Origin of the sequence: Enterobacter sp. WPR_3_1 (assembly GCF_003635055.1) — a bacterium.
GTDB lineage: Bacteria > Pseudomonadota > Gammaproteobacteria > Enterobacterales > Enterobacteriaceae > Enterobacter > Enterobacter ludwigii.
The window spans coordinates 158,664-173,583 of sequence record NZ_RBXU01000012.1; the positions used below are offsets into that span (position 1 = coordinate 158,664).

Annotated in this window: 15 protein-coding genes; 9 read left to right on the plus strand and 6 right to left on the minus strand. The window is 53.7% G+C overall.

The annotated features are described in order from the left end of the window. Positions 1-29: 29 nt before the first annotated feature. The 4 genes from fdhF to ycgZ form a co-directional block, all read right to left on the minus strand. Positions 30-2,180: a formate dehydrogenase subunit alpha gene (gene fdhF / locus BJ887_RS17365; protein WP_041162557.1), complete on the minus strand. Its 2,151-nt coding sequence runs from the start codon at positions 2,178-2,180 to the stop codon at positions 30-32. A 192-nt stretch (positions 2,181-2,372) separates the two neighbouring features. After that, positions 2,373-2,651 carry a biofilm development regulator YmgB/AriR family protein gene (locus BJ887_RS17370; RefSeq protein WP_014169732.1) on the minus strand — a complete coding sequence of 93 codons (279 nt, stop codon included), beginning with the start codon at positions 2,649-2,651 and terminating at the stop codon, positions 2,373-2,375. 29 nt (positions 2,652-2,680) lie between these two features. Beyond that, positions 2,681-3,001, minus strand: a complete 321-nt coding sequence (locus tag BJ887_RS17375; protein WP_020884369.1) for a hypothetical protein — start codon at positions 2,999-3,001, stop codon at positions 2,681-2,683. A 4-nt stretch (positions 3,002-3,005) separates the two neighbouring features. After that, positions 3,006-3,245 (minus strand): regulatory protein YcgZ, encoded by a 240-nt coding sequence (gene ycgZ / locus BJ887_RS17380; RefSeq protein WP_020884368.1) that lies wholly within the window; start codon positions 3,243-3,245, stop codon positions 3,006-3,008. Positions 3,246-3,586: 341 nt separating this feature from the next. On the opposite strand from ycgZ, the gene BJ887_RS17385 reads away from it, so the two are divergent. From BJ887_RS17385 to BJ887_RS17425, 9 genes are all read left to right on the plus strand, one after another. Then, positions 3,587-4,807 (plus strand): diguanylate phosphodiesterase, encoded by a 1,221-nt coding sequence (locus BJ887_RS17385; RefSeq protein ID WP_025204373.1) that lies wholly within the window; start codon positions 3,587-3,589, stop codon positions 4,805-4,807. A 188-nt stretch (positions 4,808-4,995) separates the two neighbouring features. After that, positions 4,996-5,724 (plus strand): MerR family transcriptional regulator, encoded by a 729-nt coding sequence (locus BJ887_RS17390; protein ID WP_020884367.1) that lies wholly within the window; start codon positions 4,996-4,998, stop codon positions 5,722-5,724. Positions 5,725-6,035: 311 nt separating this feature from the next. Then, positions 6,036-6,404 carry a Fe-S cluster assembly scaffold SufA gene (sufA, locus tag BJ887_RS17395; protein ID WP_121340196.1) on the plus strand — a complete coding sequence of 123 codons (369 nt, stop codon included), beginning with the start codon at positions 6,036-6,038 and terminating at the stop codon, positions 6,402-6,404. Positions 6,405-6,412: 8 nt separating this feature from the next. Then, positions 6,413-7,903: a Fe-S cluster assembly protein SufB gene (gene sufB / locus BJ887_RS17400; protein ID WP_121340197.1), complete on the plus strand. Its 1,491-nt coding sequence runs from the start codon at positions 6,413-6,415 to the stop codon at positions 7,901-7,903. 9 nt (positions 7,904-7,912) lie between these two features. After that, positions 7,913-8,659, plus strand: a complete 747-nt coding sequence (sufC, locus tag BJ887_RS17405) for a Fe-S cluster assembly ATPase SufC (RefSeq protein ID WP_020884365.1) — start codon at positions 7,913-7,915, stop codon at positions 8,657-8,659. After that, positions 8,634-9,905 carry a Fe-S cluster assembly protein SufD gene (sufD, locus tag BJ887_RS17410; RefSeq protein WP_063925053.1) on the plus strand — a complete coding sequence of 424 codons (1,272 nt, stop codon included), beginning with the start codon at positions 8,634-8,636 and terminating at the stop codon, positions 9,903-9,905. The genes sufC and sufD overlap by 26 nt, the downstream gene beginning before the upstream one ends. Next, the gene (sufS, locus tag BJ887_RS17415; protein WP_121340198.1) at positions 9,902-11,122 is read left to right on the plus strand and encodes a cysteine desulfurase SufS; all 1,221 of its coding nucleotides are present in this window, start codon (positions 9,902-9,904) and stop codon (positions 11,120-11,122) included. The genes sufD and sufS overlap by 4 nt, the downstream gene beginning before the upstream one ends. A gap of 14 nt (positions 11,123-11,136) precedes the next feature. Next, positions 11,137-11,553 (plus strand): cysteine desulfuration protein SufE, encoded by a 417-nt coding sequence (gene sufE, locus BJ887_RS17420; RefSeq protein WP_025204370.1) that lies wholly within the window; start codon positions 11,137-11,139, stop codon positions 11,551-11,553. A 97-nt stretch (positions 11,554-11,650) separates the two neighbouring features. Beyond that, on the plus strand, positions 11,651-12,664 hold the full coding sequence (locus BJ887_RS17425; RefSeq protein ID WP_014169743.1) for a L,D-transpeptidase family protein: 1,014 nt from the start codon (positions 11,651-11,653) through the stop codon (positions 12,662-12,664). Positions 12,665-12,724: 60 nt separating this feature from the next. Here BJ887_RS17425 and lpp read toward each other — a convergent pair whose 3' ends face one another. Further along, entirely contained in the window at positions 12,725-12,961 is a 237-nt protein-coding gene (lpp, locus tag BJ887_RS17430) for a murein lipoprotein Lpp (protein WP_001082307.1), read from the minus strand. 310 nt (positions 12,962-13,271) lie between these two features. Then, the gene (gene pykF / locus BJ887_RS17435; RefSeq protein ID WP_014169744.1) at positions 13,272-14,684 is read right to left on the minus strand and encodes a pyruvate kinase PykF; all 1,413 of its coding nucleotides are present in this window, start codon (positions 14,682-14,684) and stop codon (positions 13,272-13,274) included. Positions 14,685-14,920 lie beyond the last annotated feature (236 nt).

Below are 14,920 nucleotides of genomic sequence, written 5' to 3' on the forward strand. Positions count from 1 at the left end.
GAGGCTCGCCGTGGCGAGCCTCTTTTTCCTCAGACGTTCACCGCCGTGATTAACCGCGTCTTCATGGTCTGATAAGACGACGCCGCAAAGTCTTCCGCCCAGCGCTGATCTTCAATTGCCTCAAGCTTAACCGCACAATACTTGGTTTCTGGCGTTTTGGAGACCGGGTCAAGGTTATCCTGCGTCAGTTCGTTACAGGCGCCAATCCACCACTGGTAGGTCATATAAACCGCGCCGGCGTTGATGCGCTCGCTGATGCTGGCACGGGTAATGACTTTACCCCGACGGGAATGCACCCACACCAGCTGTCCGTCTTTAATGCCCAGGTTGTCCGCATCAAGGGGGTTCATTTGTACACGGCCTGGTTCGTCGGCAAGGCTTTGCAGCGCGGCGCAATTGCCGGTCATTGAACGGCAGGAGTAGTGGCCGACCTCACGCACGGTGCAGAGCACCAGCGGATACGTTTCGTCCGGTATCTCGGCTGGCGCGCGCCAGGCTGCCGCAAAAAGCTGGCCTTTGCCGCTCGGCGTATCGAACTGGTTATCTTTATAGAGATACGGCGTCCCCGGGTGATCGAGCGTTGGACACGGCCATTGCACATGGCCCATTTCACCCATTTTTTCGTATGTCACGCCATAGAACAGCGGACAGAGCTCGCGCATCTCGTCCCAGATCTGCTGGTTGGATGTGTAATGCATCGGATAGCCCATTTCGGTAGCAAGCAGGCTGATGATCTCCCAGTCCCGTTTCACGTTGCCGCTGGCCTCAATGGCTTTACCGAAACGCTGGAAACCGCGGTCGGCACAGGTAAAGACGCCACCGTGTTCTCCCCACGATGTGGCAGGTAACAGAACATCCGCCACTTCCGCTGTTTTCGTCATAAAGATGTCCTGAACCACCACGAAATCGAGTGCTTCAAAACCGCGGCGCACCAGCCCCAGATCGGCTTCAGTCTGCAGCGGATCCTCGCCCATGATGTAATAGGCTTTTACCTTGCCTTCCAGCGCAAGGTGAGGGACTTCGGTGATACGCGTTCCAACCTCTTTGTCCATAATCCCGACATCGATTCCCCAGGCAGTGGCGAATTTCTGCCGGACCGCCGGGTCCGTAACGTCCTGATACCCCGGGAACATATTGGGCAGAACGCCCATATCACACGCGCCCTGAACGTTGTTTTGACCACGTACTGGCCCAACGCCGACGGCAGGTCGACCAAGGTTTCCGGTCAGCAGCGCCAGGCTGGAGAGACCTTTGACCACGTCTACAGCCTGACCAAACTGCGTTACGCCCATGCCCCACATGACGGTGGCGGAAGGCGCAGCCGCGAACGTCCGCATCGCCTGACGCACGTCCCGGGCTGGAATGCCGGTGAGATGTTCGACGTTTTCGGGCGCGTAGTCTTTGACCGTTTCCCGATAAGCGTCAAGCCCTTCGGTAAAGCGCGCGACGTAGTTTTTGTCGTACAGCTCCTCTTCCAGAAGGACATAGCCAAACGCATTGACCAGCGCCATGTTGCTGCCGTTTTTCAGCTGCAGGTGCTGGTCGGCAATGCGTGCGGTTTCAATGCGACGGGGATCGCAGACGATGATTTTCGCGCCATTTTCGCGGGCTTTTAAGACCCGACGGGCGACGATGGGGTGCGAATCGGCGCAGTTATAGCCAAACACCAGCAGGCATTTTGAGTTTTCAATATCGTTAATGGAATTGCTCATTGCACCGTTTCCGAGGGTTTCCTGTAACCCGGCAACAGAAGGGCCGTGACAGACGCGCGCGCAGCAGTCCACGTTGTTGGTATTCAGCACCGCGCGGGCAAATTTTTGCATCACATAGTTCGTTTCATTCCCTGTTCCCCGGGAGGAACCGGTGGTCATGATGGACCGCGGGCCATACTGCTCTTTTATGCTCCTGAGTTTATGGGCGGTATAGCGGATCGCCTCTTCCCAGGTGACGGGGGTAAAAGCCTCTCCCTTGTGGTAGCGGATCATGGGCTGAGTCAGACGGGGGGTAAGCAGACGCGTATCGTTCAGGAAGTCCCAGCCATAAAAGCCTTTCAGGCACAGGGTGCCCTGGTTTGTTACGCCTTCGGCCGCTTCGGCACGGAGGATACGGTTATTTTCGACGACAAGGTTTAATTTGCAGCCTGCACCACAGTAGGGGCAGACGCTGGCGATTTTTTTCATCAATAACAGACCTGTTAAGAAATGAAGCATAGTTGACTGGGTAGCCCAGTCCCGTAAACGGGAGTAAGCAGGAACCATGCCACATTTACTTTGTAGGTTTTACAGGGTGTTATACGAGGAGGGAACGTGTCATCGTCAGCCCGATCGTCAGTTTTGACGATGACACGTTAGCCTTCACAGAGGGGAGGGTTTTTAGAGATCGTCCATGGTGTGACCCACAACGATTTCCAGGGTCTTACGAATGACATCTGCCTGCACAACGTCGTTTGTGGATTCCAGCGTCTGGATCAGCCACAAAATGATCGCTTTGTTGGACAGGTGTCCTTCAGAAGCCAGAACACAGCGTACTGCAGTAGAAAAAACAGCGGACTCTTCAGCAAAACGATCGCCTGCGTGACGGAAATATTCCGACAGCGCGCTTTCTAAAAAAGCGGAATGGTATTCGGGTTGAAGCTGAATATTTTGTCTCATTTGTTCTCACCGTAGCTGTAAAATTGCAGTCAATGTATTTTCCTTGGATCGGACGGTTTTCCATTTCCAAATAACGGCACTACATTGTCTCTTTTAACGTTGAGAGATCCCTCTCTATCCGTTCGTCCTTGCGCGGTTCTGCGACGTTTCAGGGCGATGTTGTTTGAACCGATGTCGGCAATCACCATCGCAAGTGTCTCCCGCCGCTGGGGATCCTTTTCATGCGCTTTCATATCCCGCAGACGCTGAACCAGAGCTTCGGTTGTGACGGGGCCTCGCTCTTTCAAAAGAGAAAGAACGGCTTCACCGATAAGCTGGTCAATCAGTCGGTCTGCATCACTGCTGTTCATAACATTACCGTTCGAAAAGCAGACCAAGCAGCATGTGGTAATGCTGTTCCTCTTCAGGCCCATCGGCCTTTTCGAGGCGGCTTAAGAGTTTGGTACAGAGCGATTTGCGATTCAGATTTCGCCCGTCGCTAAGAATCTCAACCACGACCTGACCGAGCGTCTCCTGTTGGGTAGGAAGCGCGGCCTTCTCGAAGTAGTGCGCGATCGCTGCTGCTGAATCTGCGACATAGTCCTTCTGCTGCATGTTTCGCTCCTGTAAAAAAATGTAATCACTAACGTTACATTTAAGGTATACACAATTTCCAAATCTGTACATAGAAAATGTACAATTTTTTAAAATAATTGTGATATATTTTATAAATTCTATGTTTATCAGTCGGTTGAGTCATAAAAATGAAGCATTTCCGTTACAGAATATATTGTACAATACGCCCGGTGATGGATAAGTTGTACAACGCAGGAAACGGATGCATTAGGTGCCGTAAATGGTTGAGATGTAAATTATTTGTCACGTAATTAATATGCTATAACAGATGTTTACCGACGTGTTTTTATGGCCAACCCCTAACCCCCTTCAGGATAAGCATGCTTACAACCATCATATACCGCAGTCATATCTGCGAGGACGTTCCAGTGAAAGCGCTGGAAAACATGGTAGCTGCTGCAAATAGTAAAAACCGGCAATCCAATGTCACGGGGATCTTGCTGTTTAACGGCACGCATTTTTTTCAGTTGCTCGAAGGCCCTGCGGAAAACGTTTCATCCATTTACGAGCAGATTTGCCAGGACACCCGCCACCATAACGTGGTGGAGCTGATGCGCGATCACGGCCCCTCCCGACGCTTCGGCAAGGTTGGCATGGAGCTTTTTGACTTGCGTCAGTTCGACAGGGAAGAGGTGCTTCAGCAGGTTCTCGACAAAGGCACCAGCAGGTATCAGCTGACATATAGCGATCGCGCCCTGCAGTTTTTCCGCACCTTCGTGGAGGCCACGGAGAAAGCCAACTATTTTGAACTGCCCCCTGCAGATGCCTGGGATTTTATCCCGGAAGAGACGCCTTTATCGGCGCAACCGGAGGTGGTGGCTAAAGGCGCGGATTGCAGTTTTGCGTTCCAGCCTATCGTGGATCCGTTTATGCAGCAGGTCGTCTCCTGGGAGGCCTTGATCCGCACGCCCACCGGTGAATCGCCCGGAGCCTATTTTGCCCAAATTCCTCGTGAAGAGGTGTACGCCTCTGATTTGAAAAGCAAGCAGGTTGCGCTCTCCATGGCGAGCGCTCTGGGATTACAGGATCAGACATTATCCATTAACCTGCTGCCCATGACGCTGGTCAACGTGCCTGGCGCCGTGGATTTCCTGCTGACGGCCATTGACGCGAATGGCTTTGTGCCGGAGCAGATTGTGGTGGAATTCACCGAGAGCGAAGCGATTTCCCGTTTTGAAGAGTTTACCCATTCGGTCAGGCAGCTAAAAAGTGCCGGTATCAGCGTAACCATCGATCACTTTGGTGCCGGTTTTGCCGGTCTGCAGTTACTGGCGCAATTCCAGCCTGACAGAATTAAGATTAACCGCGATCTGGTCGCGAATGTGCACAAAAGCGGCCCGCGGCAGGCCATCATTCAGGCGATTATTACCTGCTGTTCCTCGCTGGAGATCCAGTTCTGTGCCGTCGGCGTTGAGAAGCCTGAAGAGTGGATGTGGCTGGAGTCTGCAGGCATTTCCCAGTTCCAGGGGCACCTGTTTGCCAGCCCGCGTCACGGGGGAATTCCGGCGATCGCGTGGCCAGAGAAGAAGTTTGAATTTTGAGAAAGCTGTACATAAACCTGCAAGCTTGACTGTACGCGCGGCAAAATTTGTACAACAATACATTAACGGGTGAAGGAACTTGTATACCCTTCACCCGCTCAAAAAGAGGCCTTAGTTATACAAATGGTTTGTACAATCTGATAAGGTTGGTCTGGTTGGGTATGGAAGTTCTAAGCGTGAGGGAGTTAATGGCCTATTACAGTATCGGCGAAGTGGCCGAACGATGCGGTATCAACCCCGTTACGCTGCGTGCCTGGCAGCGCCGTTATGGATTGTTGAAGCCGCAGCGAAGCGAAGGGGGCCATCGTCAGTTTGACGATGAAGATATCCTGCGTATTGAAGAGATCAAACGCCTGATGAAAAGCGGCGTTTCGGTCGGCAAAGTCAAAGGCTTGCTGGAAAACAAAGAAGTGATGACTCAGGGTAACTGGGCATCAATCCAGGAAGAGATGATGACGGTTTTGCGTTATGCCAGCCCGGCAAAGCTGCGCGCCAAAATAGGCGAATTCCGCCGCGATCACGCGATGGATGCGCTTATCGATAATATTATTTCTCCCGTTCGTCAGCGAATGAATCAGGATCAAAATACGGTGCGTCATATGGCGAGCCTGCTTGACGGTGTGCTGATAGAGTTTGCTGTCGCAAGCCTGGCGGAGTCACGTAAGAAAGCCGGTAAAGATGCTCTGCTTATTGGCTGGGAGTGCGATGACCGGACCCACCTGTGGCTTGAGGCTGCGCGTCTGGCACAGAAGGGGTGGCATATTGATGTGCTGGCCGACCCGATTGATTCCCCTCGTCCGGAGCTTTTTCCTGGGCAAAGAATTTTCGTCTGGACCGGTAAAGCGCCGACGCCGCGTCAGCAGGAACTGCTTGACCACTGGCGTGAACAGGGTTTTGTTGTCTCCTTTCATCATTAATTTCCGCAGGCCTTGAAGGCCTTTTTTTGCTCGTCGTTTCCCTGGATAAAATCTATCTTAAAAATAGGCATTTCCGATGCATATTTTACTTTTCCCCTTTACTCCGCTTTTCTGATTCGATAACCCATTATTTTTCAAAGTATTGAACAATTAAATCCATCCCGCCCGCATCCGCTGACAGGGTCTATGCTTAATAAAAGTATGCAAAAAGGGCGATTTAGCCCAATGCCCCTGCTGACAGAGGGTTGAAGTGATAATCGTTATCACTAACATGGTGTTATGCCCTGGGGCTTATTAGATGAGGTGGACCTATGGAACTGCATTCAGAAACCTTCAATCCTGCCGACTTCGCCTGGCGTGGCTTAACGCTCACGCCAGCGGCGGCGGCACATATTCACGAACTGGTGGCGAAAAAGCCAGAGATCCTCGGCGTGCGCCTGGGGGTGAAACAGACCGGCTGCGCAGGATTCGGTTACGTGCTCGATACCGTCACAGAACCCGAGAAGGATGATCTGGTATTCGAAACTGACGGCGCAAAATTGTATGTCGCCCTGCAGGCCATGCCGTTTATTGACGGCACGGAAGTGGACTACGTACGTGAAGGTTTAAACCATTTATTCAAATTTCATAACCCGAAAGCCCAGAACGAATGTGGGTGCGGCGAAAGCTTTGGGGTATAGGCGGTACTATGTCTCGTAATACTGAAGCAACGAGTGATGTTAACACCTGGAGTGGCGGCCACCTCAATTATAAAGAGGGGTTCTTTACCCAGCTGCAGACCGATGAACTGGCGAAAGGCATCAATGAAGATGTCGTCCGGGCCATCTCGGCCAAACGCAATGAACCTGAGTGGATGCTTGAGTTTCGTCTGAGCGCCTTCCGGGCGTGGCTGGAAATGGAAGAACCTCACTGGCTGAAAGCGCATTATGACAAGCTGAACTATCAGGATTACAGCTACTACTCTGCGCCATCCTGCGGGAGTTGCGACGACACCTGCGCCTCACAGCCTGGCGCGGTGCAGCAAACCGGTGCGGACAACAGCTTCCTGAGCAAAGAAGTGGAAGAGGCATTTAACCAGCTGGGTGTGCCCGTTCGCGAAGGGAAAGAGGTGGCGGTGGACGCCATTTTTGACTCCGTCTCAGTGGCGACAACCTACCGTGAAAAACTCGCAGAGCAGGGGATTATTTTCTGCTCCTTCGGCGAAGCGATTCACGAGCACCCTGAGCTGGTGAAAAAGTACATCGGCACCGTGGTGCCGAGTAACGATAACTTTTTTGCCGCGCTAAACGCGGCGGTAGCGTCTGATGGCACCTTTATCTACGTGCCAAAAGGCGTTCGCTGCCCGATGGAGTTGTCAACCTATTTCCGTATCAACGCGGAAAAAACCGGTCAGTTCGAACGCACCATTCTGGTGGCCGATGAAGGCAGCTACGTCAGTTACATTGAAGGTTGCTCTGCACCGGTCCGTGACAGCTACCAGCTTCACGCCGCGGTGGTTGAAGTCATCATCCATAAAGAGGCCGAGGTGAAATACTCCACGGTGCAGAACTGGTTCCCGGGCGATGGCAACACCGGCGGTATTCTGAACTTCGTGACCAAGCGTGCGCTGTGCGAAGGCGAAAACAGCAAAATGTCCTGGACCCAGTCGGAAACCGGCTCTGCGATCACCTGGAAATACCCGAGCTGTATTCTGCGTGGGGATAACTCGATCGGTGAGTTCTACTCCGTGGCGCTGACCAGCGGCCATCAGCAGGCAGATACGGGTACCAAGATGATCCACATCGGTAAAAACACCCGGTCGACCATTATTTCCAAAGGCATCTCCGCCGGGCACAGTCAGAACAGCTATCGTGGGCTGGTCAAAATCATGCCGACGGCCACCAATGCCCGAAACTTTACCCAGTGTGACTCAATGTTAATTGGGGCAGACTGCGGGGCACACACCTTCCCGTACGTTGAATGCCGTAACAATACCGCCCAGCTTGAGCACGAGGCGACGACGTCACGTATTGGGGAAGATCAGCTCTTCTACTGCCTGCAGCGCGGGATCAGTGAGGAAGATGCCATCTCAATGATTGTGAACGGCTTCTGTAAGGATGTGTTCTCTGAACTGCCGCTGGAATTTGCCGTTGAAGCCCAGAAACTCCTCGCCATTAGTCTTGAACACAGCGTCGGTTAAGGAAAGCACATGTTAAGTATTAAAGATTTACAGGTTAGCGTGGAAGACAAAGAGATCCTGCGTGGTCTCAATTTTGACGTCAAACCGGGTGAAGTCCACGCCATTATGGGGCCCAATGGCTCCGGGAAAAGTACGCTCTCCGCGACGCTGGCAGGACGCGAAGATTACGAAGTGACCCACGGGTCGGTCGAGTTTAACGGCAAAGATTTGCTGGAGATGTCGGTGGAAGAGCGGGCCGGTGAAGGTATCTTTATGGCCTTCCAGTATCCGGTGGAGATCCCGGGGGTGAGTAACCAGTTCTTTCTGCAAACGGCGCTGAACGCGGTACGTAAATATCGCGGACTGGAAGCGCTGGACCGCTTTGATTTCCAGGACCTGATGGAAGAGAAGATTAAGCTACTGAAAATGCCGGAAGACCTGCTGACCCGCTCGGTCAACGTCGGTTTTTCAGGCGGTGAGAAAAAGCGTAACGACATTCTGCAGATGGCGGTCCTTGAGCCTGAACTGTGCATTCTGGATGAAACCGACTCCGGTCTGGATATCGATGCCCTGAAGATTGTCGCCGACGGGGTGAACTCCCTGCGCGACGGCAAACGCGCGTTCATCATCGTCACTCACTACCAGCGTATTCTGGATTACATCAAGCCGGATTACGTCCATGTGCTTTACCAGGGGCGTATTGTGAAATCCGGTGATTTCACGCTGGTTAAACAACTGGAGGAGCAGGGTTATGGCTGGCTTACCGAACAGCAGTAATGCGCTCCAGCAGTGGCACCGTCTGTTTGAAGCGCAGGGCAATACGCGCTCGGAACAGGCGCAACAGCACCTGCAGCAGATGCTGCGTCTCGGTTTGCCGTCACGCAAGCAGGAGAACTGGAAATACACGCCGCTTGATGGCCTGCTGAACGGCGAGTTTGTCACCCGCCTGGCAGACATCAGCCCGGCGCAGCGCGATGCCCTGGCATTGACCGTGGATGCCGTGCGTCTGGTCTTCGTCGATGGTCAGTTCCGCCCTGAGCTGAGTGACAGCACCCAGGACTGTGGGTTTGAGATTGCCATTAACGATGACCGTCAGAGCCTGAGCGCCCCGGTACAGCCCGAGGTCTTCCTGCATCTCACCGAGAGCCTGGCGCGGAGCGTGACGCATATTCGCGTTAAGCGTAACCAGCGTCCGGTAAAACCACTGCTGCTGATGCACATCACTCAGGGAGCAGACGGCGACGAGATCAACACTGCTCACTACCGCCACCATCTTGAGCTGGCGGAAGGGGCGGAGGCTACGGTGATTGAGCATTACGTCAGCCTCAACGAGGCCCGGCACTTTACCGGGGCGCGTTTGACAATGCATGTTGCCGCCAATGCCCAACTTCACCATATCAAACTGGCGTTTGAAAACCCGCAGAGCCACCACTTTGCGCATAATGACATGCTGCTTGGACAAGATGCCGCGGCATACAGCCACAGCTTTTTGCTCGGCGGCGCGGTACTGCGCCACAACACCAGCACGCAGCTTAACGGCGAGAATACAACGCTTCGCATCAACAGCCTGGCGATGCCGGTTAAAACGCAAGTGTGCGATACACGCACCTGGCTTGAGCACAACAAAGGCTACTGTAACAGTCGCCAGCTGCACAAAACCATTGTCAGCGACAAAGGGCGGGCGGTGTTTAACGGCCTGATTAACGTGGCGCAGCACGCGATTAAAACCGACGGGCAGATGACCAACAACAACCTGCTATTGGGACGCCTGGCGGAAGTGGACACCAAACCACAGCTTGAAATCTATGCTGATGACGTGAAGTGCAGCCATGGCGCGACGGTCGGGCGAATTGATGACGAACAGATGTTCTATTTACGCTCCCGCGGTATCGACCAGCAGGCGGCGCAGCAAATGATTATCTATGCGTTTGCCGCTGAACTGACGGAAGCGCTGCACGATGGCCTGTTAAAACAGCAGGTGTTGGCCCGTATCGGGCAGCGTCTGCCTGGAGGCGAAGCATGAGTTTTCCCGTAGAGAAAGTACGGGCAGATTTTCCGGTTCTGACCCGTGAAGTGAACGGTCTGCCCCTGGCGTATCTGGACAGTGCGGCCAGCGCGCAGAAACCGAATCAGGTGATCGAAGCGGAAGCGGAATTCTACCGCCACGGTTATGCTGCCGTGCACCGGGGGATCCACACCCTGAGTGCGGAGGCGACCCAGCGTATGGAAAATGTGCGTACCCAAATCGCCACTTTCCTCAATGCACGCTCGCCAGAGGAACTGGTGTTTGTGCGCGGTACCACCGAGGGGATCAACCTTGTTGCCAACAGCTGGGGCAACGCGCAGGTCCACGCGGGGGATAACATCATCATCACCCAGATGGAGCACCATGCCAATATCGTGCCGTGGCAGATGCTCTGTGAGCGTGTCGGTGCGCAATTGAGGGTGATCCCATTGAACGTTGATGGCACCCTGCAGCTTGAGCAACTTGACGCGTTGCTGGATACGCGTACGCGGCTGGTGGCCGTGACCCAGGTTTCTAACGTGCTGGGAACCGAGAACCCGGTGGCAGCGATTATTGAGAAAGCCCACCAGGCTGGCGCGAAGGTGCTGATTGATGGTGCGCAGGCGGTCATGCACCACGCGGTCGACGTCCAGGCGCTGGACTGCGATTTCTACGTCTTCTCCGGGCACAAGCTCTATGGGCCGACCGGGATTGGCGTGCTGTACGTGAAAGAAGATATTCTGCAGGCGATGCCACCGTGGGAAGGGGGCGGCTCGATGATTGCGACCGTCAGTCTCTCAGAGGGGACCACCTACGCACGCGCACCGTGGCGCTTTGAAGCTGGCACGCCGAATACCGGCGGGATTATCGGGCTGGGGGCGGCCATCGCCTATGTCACGTCTGTTGGCCTTGACGCGATTCAGGAGTACGAACAACTGCTGATGCACTACGCGCTGCAGGAGCTTGCCAGCGTACCGGCGCTGACCCTGTATGGCCCGGCGGACCGCCAGGGGGTAATTGCGTTCAATCTCGGTAAACACCATGCATACGATGTGGGCAGTTTCCTCGATAATTACGGCGTGGCCGTGCGTACCGGACACCACTGTGCTATGCCGTTGATGGCGTTTTACCAGGTGCCGGCGATGTGCCGCGCATCGCTGGTGATGTACAACACAACGGAAGAGGTCGACAGGCTGGTGGCGGGGCTTAAACGCATTCACCAGTTGCTGGGCTAACGGAGAGGCGAAAGATGGCAGATTTGCCGGATAAAGAAAAATTACTGCGTAACTTCGGGCGTTGCGCAAACTGGGAAGAGAAGTACCTCTATATCATTGAACTGGGCCAGCGTTTACCGCCGCTCAGCGAAGAGGCACACAACCCGGAAAATATTATTCAGGGCTGTCAGAGCCAGGTCTGGATTGTGATGGAGCAGACGCGCGACGGCGTGATCGAATTACAGGGCGACAGCGATGCCGCTATTGTGAAAGGGCTTATTGCGGTGGTATTTATTCTCTATCACCAGATGTCAGCGCAGGATATTGTCGCTTTTGATGTCCGCCCGTGGTTTGAAAAAATGGCCCTGACCCAACACCTCACCCCGTCCCGTTCCCAGGGGCTGGAAGCGATGATTCGCGCCATCCGCGCCAAAGCTGCAATCCTTAGCTAGACTAACAGAACAGCATTCATTCTGTTTCGCGAGGTGGTTCCCGCCTCGCTGGTTTTTCAGCTTTCTGGCATCCGGCCAGTGAATAAGGAATCTCAGCATGAAGCGCGCGTCTCTAATAACTCTATTACTCCTGGGTTCGCTCGGTGCTCTTAATTCGGCCCGCGCGATGGATTACCCGTTGCCGCCCGCAGGCAGCCGTCTGATTGGGCAAAATCAAACCTACACGATACAGGAAGGGGATAATAAACTTCAGACCATCGCTCGCCGGTTTAATACTGCAGCACAGCTTATCCTTGAAGCCAATAATACTATTGCGCCGGTAAACCCTGCGCCGGGGACGGTGATCACGATCCCTTCGCAGATGCTGTTGCCCGACACGCCCCGTGAGGGGATTGTCGTGAACCTGGCGGAGCTGCGGCTTTACTACTTCCCGCCGGGCGAAAACATTGTTCAGGTTTTCCCGCTCGGCATTGGGCAACTGGGACTGGAAACGCCGGTCACCACCACCCGGGTCAGCCAGAAGATCCCTAATCCTACCTGGACCCCAACACCGGGCATCAGAGCGCGCTCTCTGGAGCAGGGCATCAAATTGCCGCCCGTGGTCCCGGCCGGGCCAAATAACCCGCTAGGACGCTTTGCATTGCGTTTAGGCGTGGGTCACGGGGAATACCTGATACACGGCACCAGTGCGCCGGACAGCGTCGGCCTGCGGGTCAGCTCTGGCTGTATGCGCATGAATGCGCCGGATATCAAAGCGCTGTTTGAGCAGGTGCGGGTCGGCACGCGGGTGCAAATCATTAATGAGCCGGTGAAGTTCTCCGTTGAGCCTGACGGTAAACGCTATATTGAAGTGCATCGTCCGCTGGCGCAGGTTGAGGGTGAAAACCCCCAGATGACACCCATTTCGCATTCCGCAGACTTTGCGACGTTTGTCTCGCAGTCAGGAAGTGATAAAGCGCTTATCGATAAAGCCTTGTCACGCCGCGCGGGGATCCCGGTAGCCGTGTCGGCCGATAACGGCGCGTCAGCGCGTCAGAACGTGTTGTCAGTACAGAACAGTCGGACATCCGCTGTGGTCGCGGAAAATGACGGTGAGAAGGTGACGCAGTAGGGGTTTGACGCAGACAAAAAAAATGGCGCACAATGTGCGCCATTTTATTAACAGGTACTATTACTTACGGTATTTAGTAGCCTGGTTGTCCAGACGCTGGTTAGCGCGAGCTGCGTCGTCTTTAGCAGCCTGAACGTCGGAACGCATTGCGTTCACGTCGTTGCTCAGCTGGTCAACTTTAGCGTTCAGAGTCTGAACGTCAGAAGACAGCTGATCGATTTTAGCGTTGCTGGAGCAACCAGCCAGCAGAGTAGAACCCAGGATTACCGCGCCCAGTACCAGTTTAGTACGATTCATTATTAATACCCTCTAGATTGAGTTAATCTCCATGTAGCGTTACAAGTATTACACAAAGTTTTTTAGGTTGAGAATATTTTTTTGATGGGAATACGCCTATTTTTGATCGTTCGCTCAAAGAAGCATCGAATCGGCCCTTTTTTGGCAAAAAGCTCTGTAAAAAAAGGCATTTTTCATCGGATTCATCTTAGATAATTCGCAATTAAATAGAGAAACCCGATTTGCTTTTTGAATGACTTTGGCTAATGCATGAAATAAAAAAAGCGTCCCGGAGGACGCTTTTTATGAAAATTAATTCGTTCGGGAATTATTACAGCACGTGAACAGATGCTGTATTGGTGGTTCCGCTTGGTACCAGCGCACCAGAAACCATGACCACAACGTCGCCTTTCTGTGCCAGGCCGCTTTCCAGCGCCAGCGCTTTACCCTGAATGTAGAAATCGTCGGTAGACGCGATTTCTTTCACCAGATGCGCAACCACGCCTTTGCTCAGCACCAGCTGACGGGCAGTGGTTTCGTTGGTGGTCAGCGCCAGGATCGTCGCGTCCGGGAAGTATTTACGGACTGCGCGAGCAGATTTACCGCCCTGGGTGGCAACCACAATCAGAGGCGCTTCCAGTTTCTCAGCGGTTTCTACCGCACCGCGGCAGACTGCTTCGGTAATACGCAGTTTGCGGCTGTCGTTGTTGAAGTCCAGACGGCTGGTCATCACGCGGTCAGTACGTTCGCAAATGGTCGCCATGATGCCAACGGCTTCCAGCGGGTATTTACCTTTCGCGGATTCGCCGGACAGCATGACTGCATCGGTACCGTCGAGGATGGCGTTAGCCACGTCGCCAGCTTCTGCGCGGGTTGGGCGTGGGTTTTTGATCATGGAGTCCAGCATCTGCGTTGCGGTGATAACCACTTTACGCGCGCGAACACACTTCTCGATCATCATCTTCTGCGCGAAGATAACTTCTTCAACCGGGATTTCAACACCCAGGTCACCACGTGCAACCATGATGCCGTCTGACGCTTCGAGGATTTCGTCGAAGTTGTTCAGGCCTTCCTGGTTTTCGATTTTGGAGATGATCTGGATCTTCTCGCCGCCGTGCGCTTTCAGGTGCTCACGGATTTCAACCACGTCGGAACGTTTACGGATGAAGGATGCCGCAACGAAGTCGACGCCTTGCTCGCAACCGAAGATCAGGTCTTGTTTGTCTTTTTCAGCCAGGGCTGGCAGCGCGATGGAAACGCCTGGCAGGTTAACGCCTTTGTTTTCACCCAGGTCGCCGTTGTTCAGCACTTTACAGATAACCTTGTTACCTTCGATGGCGGTCACTTCCATGCCGATCAGACCATCGTCTACCAGCACGGTGTTGCCAACGGACAGGTCGCTGGTGAAACCTTCATAGGTGACCGCAACGATTTCGTTGTTACCGACAACAGTCTTGTCAGTGGTGAAGGTGAAGGTCTGGCCCGCTTTCAGAGAGACGTCGTTACCGCCTTCCAGTTTGATGGTGCGGATTTCTGGACCTTTGGTATCCAGCAGGATGGCTGCTTTTTTACCGGTCTTGCTCATCACGTTGCGCAAGTTCTGGATACGCTGACCGTGTTCAGCATAGTCACCGTGGGAGAAGTTCAGACGCATAACGTTCATGCCGGCGTCCAGCATTTTGCTCAGCATCTCTTCAGATTCGGTTTTCGGGCCGATAGTACAAACAATTTTCGTCTTTTTCATGACAGTCTTAGTCTTTAAGTTGGGAAGGATATGGAAATCTCGCTCCGGGGGCGCACCGCCGCGGAGTCAAACCTGTGTTGCAAAAGAGTATATGACACGCACTAAGGATAGGAGACATCAAATGAGCGTGCAGAAGAAAGTGTGCCTGAGTGACAGCCCAACGAAGGAGAGGAGTAGTTGTACGTTGTTTTTTGTATTCCAAGCGCTGAAACCATTCACCAGGGATTAGGCGCGCA

Excerpts from the sequence above, each read along its gene's own strand:
- sufE (WP_025204370.1), top strand. The coding sequence starts at position 11,137 with ATGGCAGATTTGCCGGATAAAGAAAAATTACTGCGTAACTTCGGGCGT.
- BJ887_RS17370 (WP_014169732.1), bottom strand. The coding sequence starts at position 2,651 with ATGAGACAAAATATTCAGCTTCAACCCGAATACCATTCCGCTTTTTTA.
- sufB (WP_121340197.1), top strand. The coding sequence starts at position 6,413 with ATGTCTCGTAATACTGAAGCAACGAGTGATGTTAACACCTGGAGTGGC.
- lpp (WP_001082307.1), bottom strand. The coding sequence starts at position 12,961 with ATGAATCGTACTAAACTGGTACTGGGCGCGGTAATCCTGGGTTCTACT.
- fdhF (WP_041162557.1), bottom strand. The coding sequence starts at position 2,180 with ATGAAAAAAATCGCCAGCGTCTGCCCCTACTGTGGTGCAGGCTGCAAA.
- BJ887_RS17375 (WP_020884369.1), bottom strand. The coding sequence starts at position 3,001 with ATGAACAGCAGTGATGCAGACCGACTGATTGACCAGCTTATCGGTGAA.
- BJ887_RS17390 (WP_020884367.1), top strand. The coding sequence starts at position 4,996 with ATGGCCTATTACAGTATCGGCGAAGTGGCCGAACGATGCGGTATCAAC.
- sufD (WP_063925053.1), top strand. The coding sequence starts at position 8,634 with ATGGCTGGCTTACCGAACAGCAGTAATGCGCTCCAGCAGTGGCACCGT.
- sufC (WP_020884365.1), top strand. The coding sequence starts at position 7,913 with ATGTTAAGTATTAAAGATTTACAGGTTAGCGTGGAAGACAAAGAGATC.
- ycgZ (WP_020884368.1), bottom strand. The coding sequence starts at position 3,245 with ATGCAGCAGAAGGACTATGTCGCAGATTCAGCAGCAGCGATCGCGCAC.
- sufS (WP_121340198.1), top strand. The coding sequence starts at position 9,902 with ATGAGTTTTCCCGTAGAGAAAGTACGGGCAGATTTTCCGGTTCTGACC.
- BJ887_RS17385 (WP_025204373.1), top strand. The coding sequence starts at position 3,587 with ATGCTTACAACCATCATATACCGCAGTCATATCTGCGAGGACGTTCCA.
- pykF (WP_014169744.1), bottom strand. The coding sequence starts at position 14,684 with ATGAAAAAGACGAAAATTGTTTGTACTATCGGCCCGAAAACCGAATCT.
- BJ887_RS17425 (WP_014169743.1), top strand. The coding sequence starts at position 11,651 with ATGAAGCGCGCGTCTCTAATAACTCTATTACTCCTGGGTTCGCTCGGT.
- sufA (WP_121340196.1), top strand. The coding sequence starts at position 6,036 with ATGGAACTGCATTCAGAAACCTTCAATCCTGCCGACTTCGCCTGGCGT.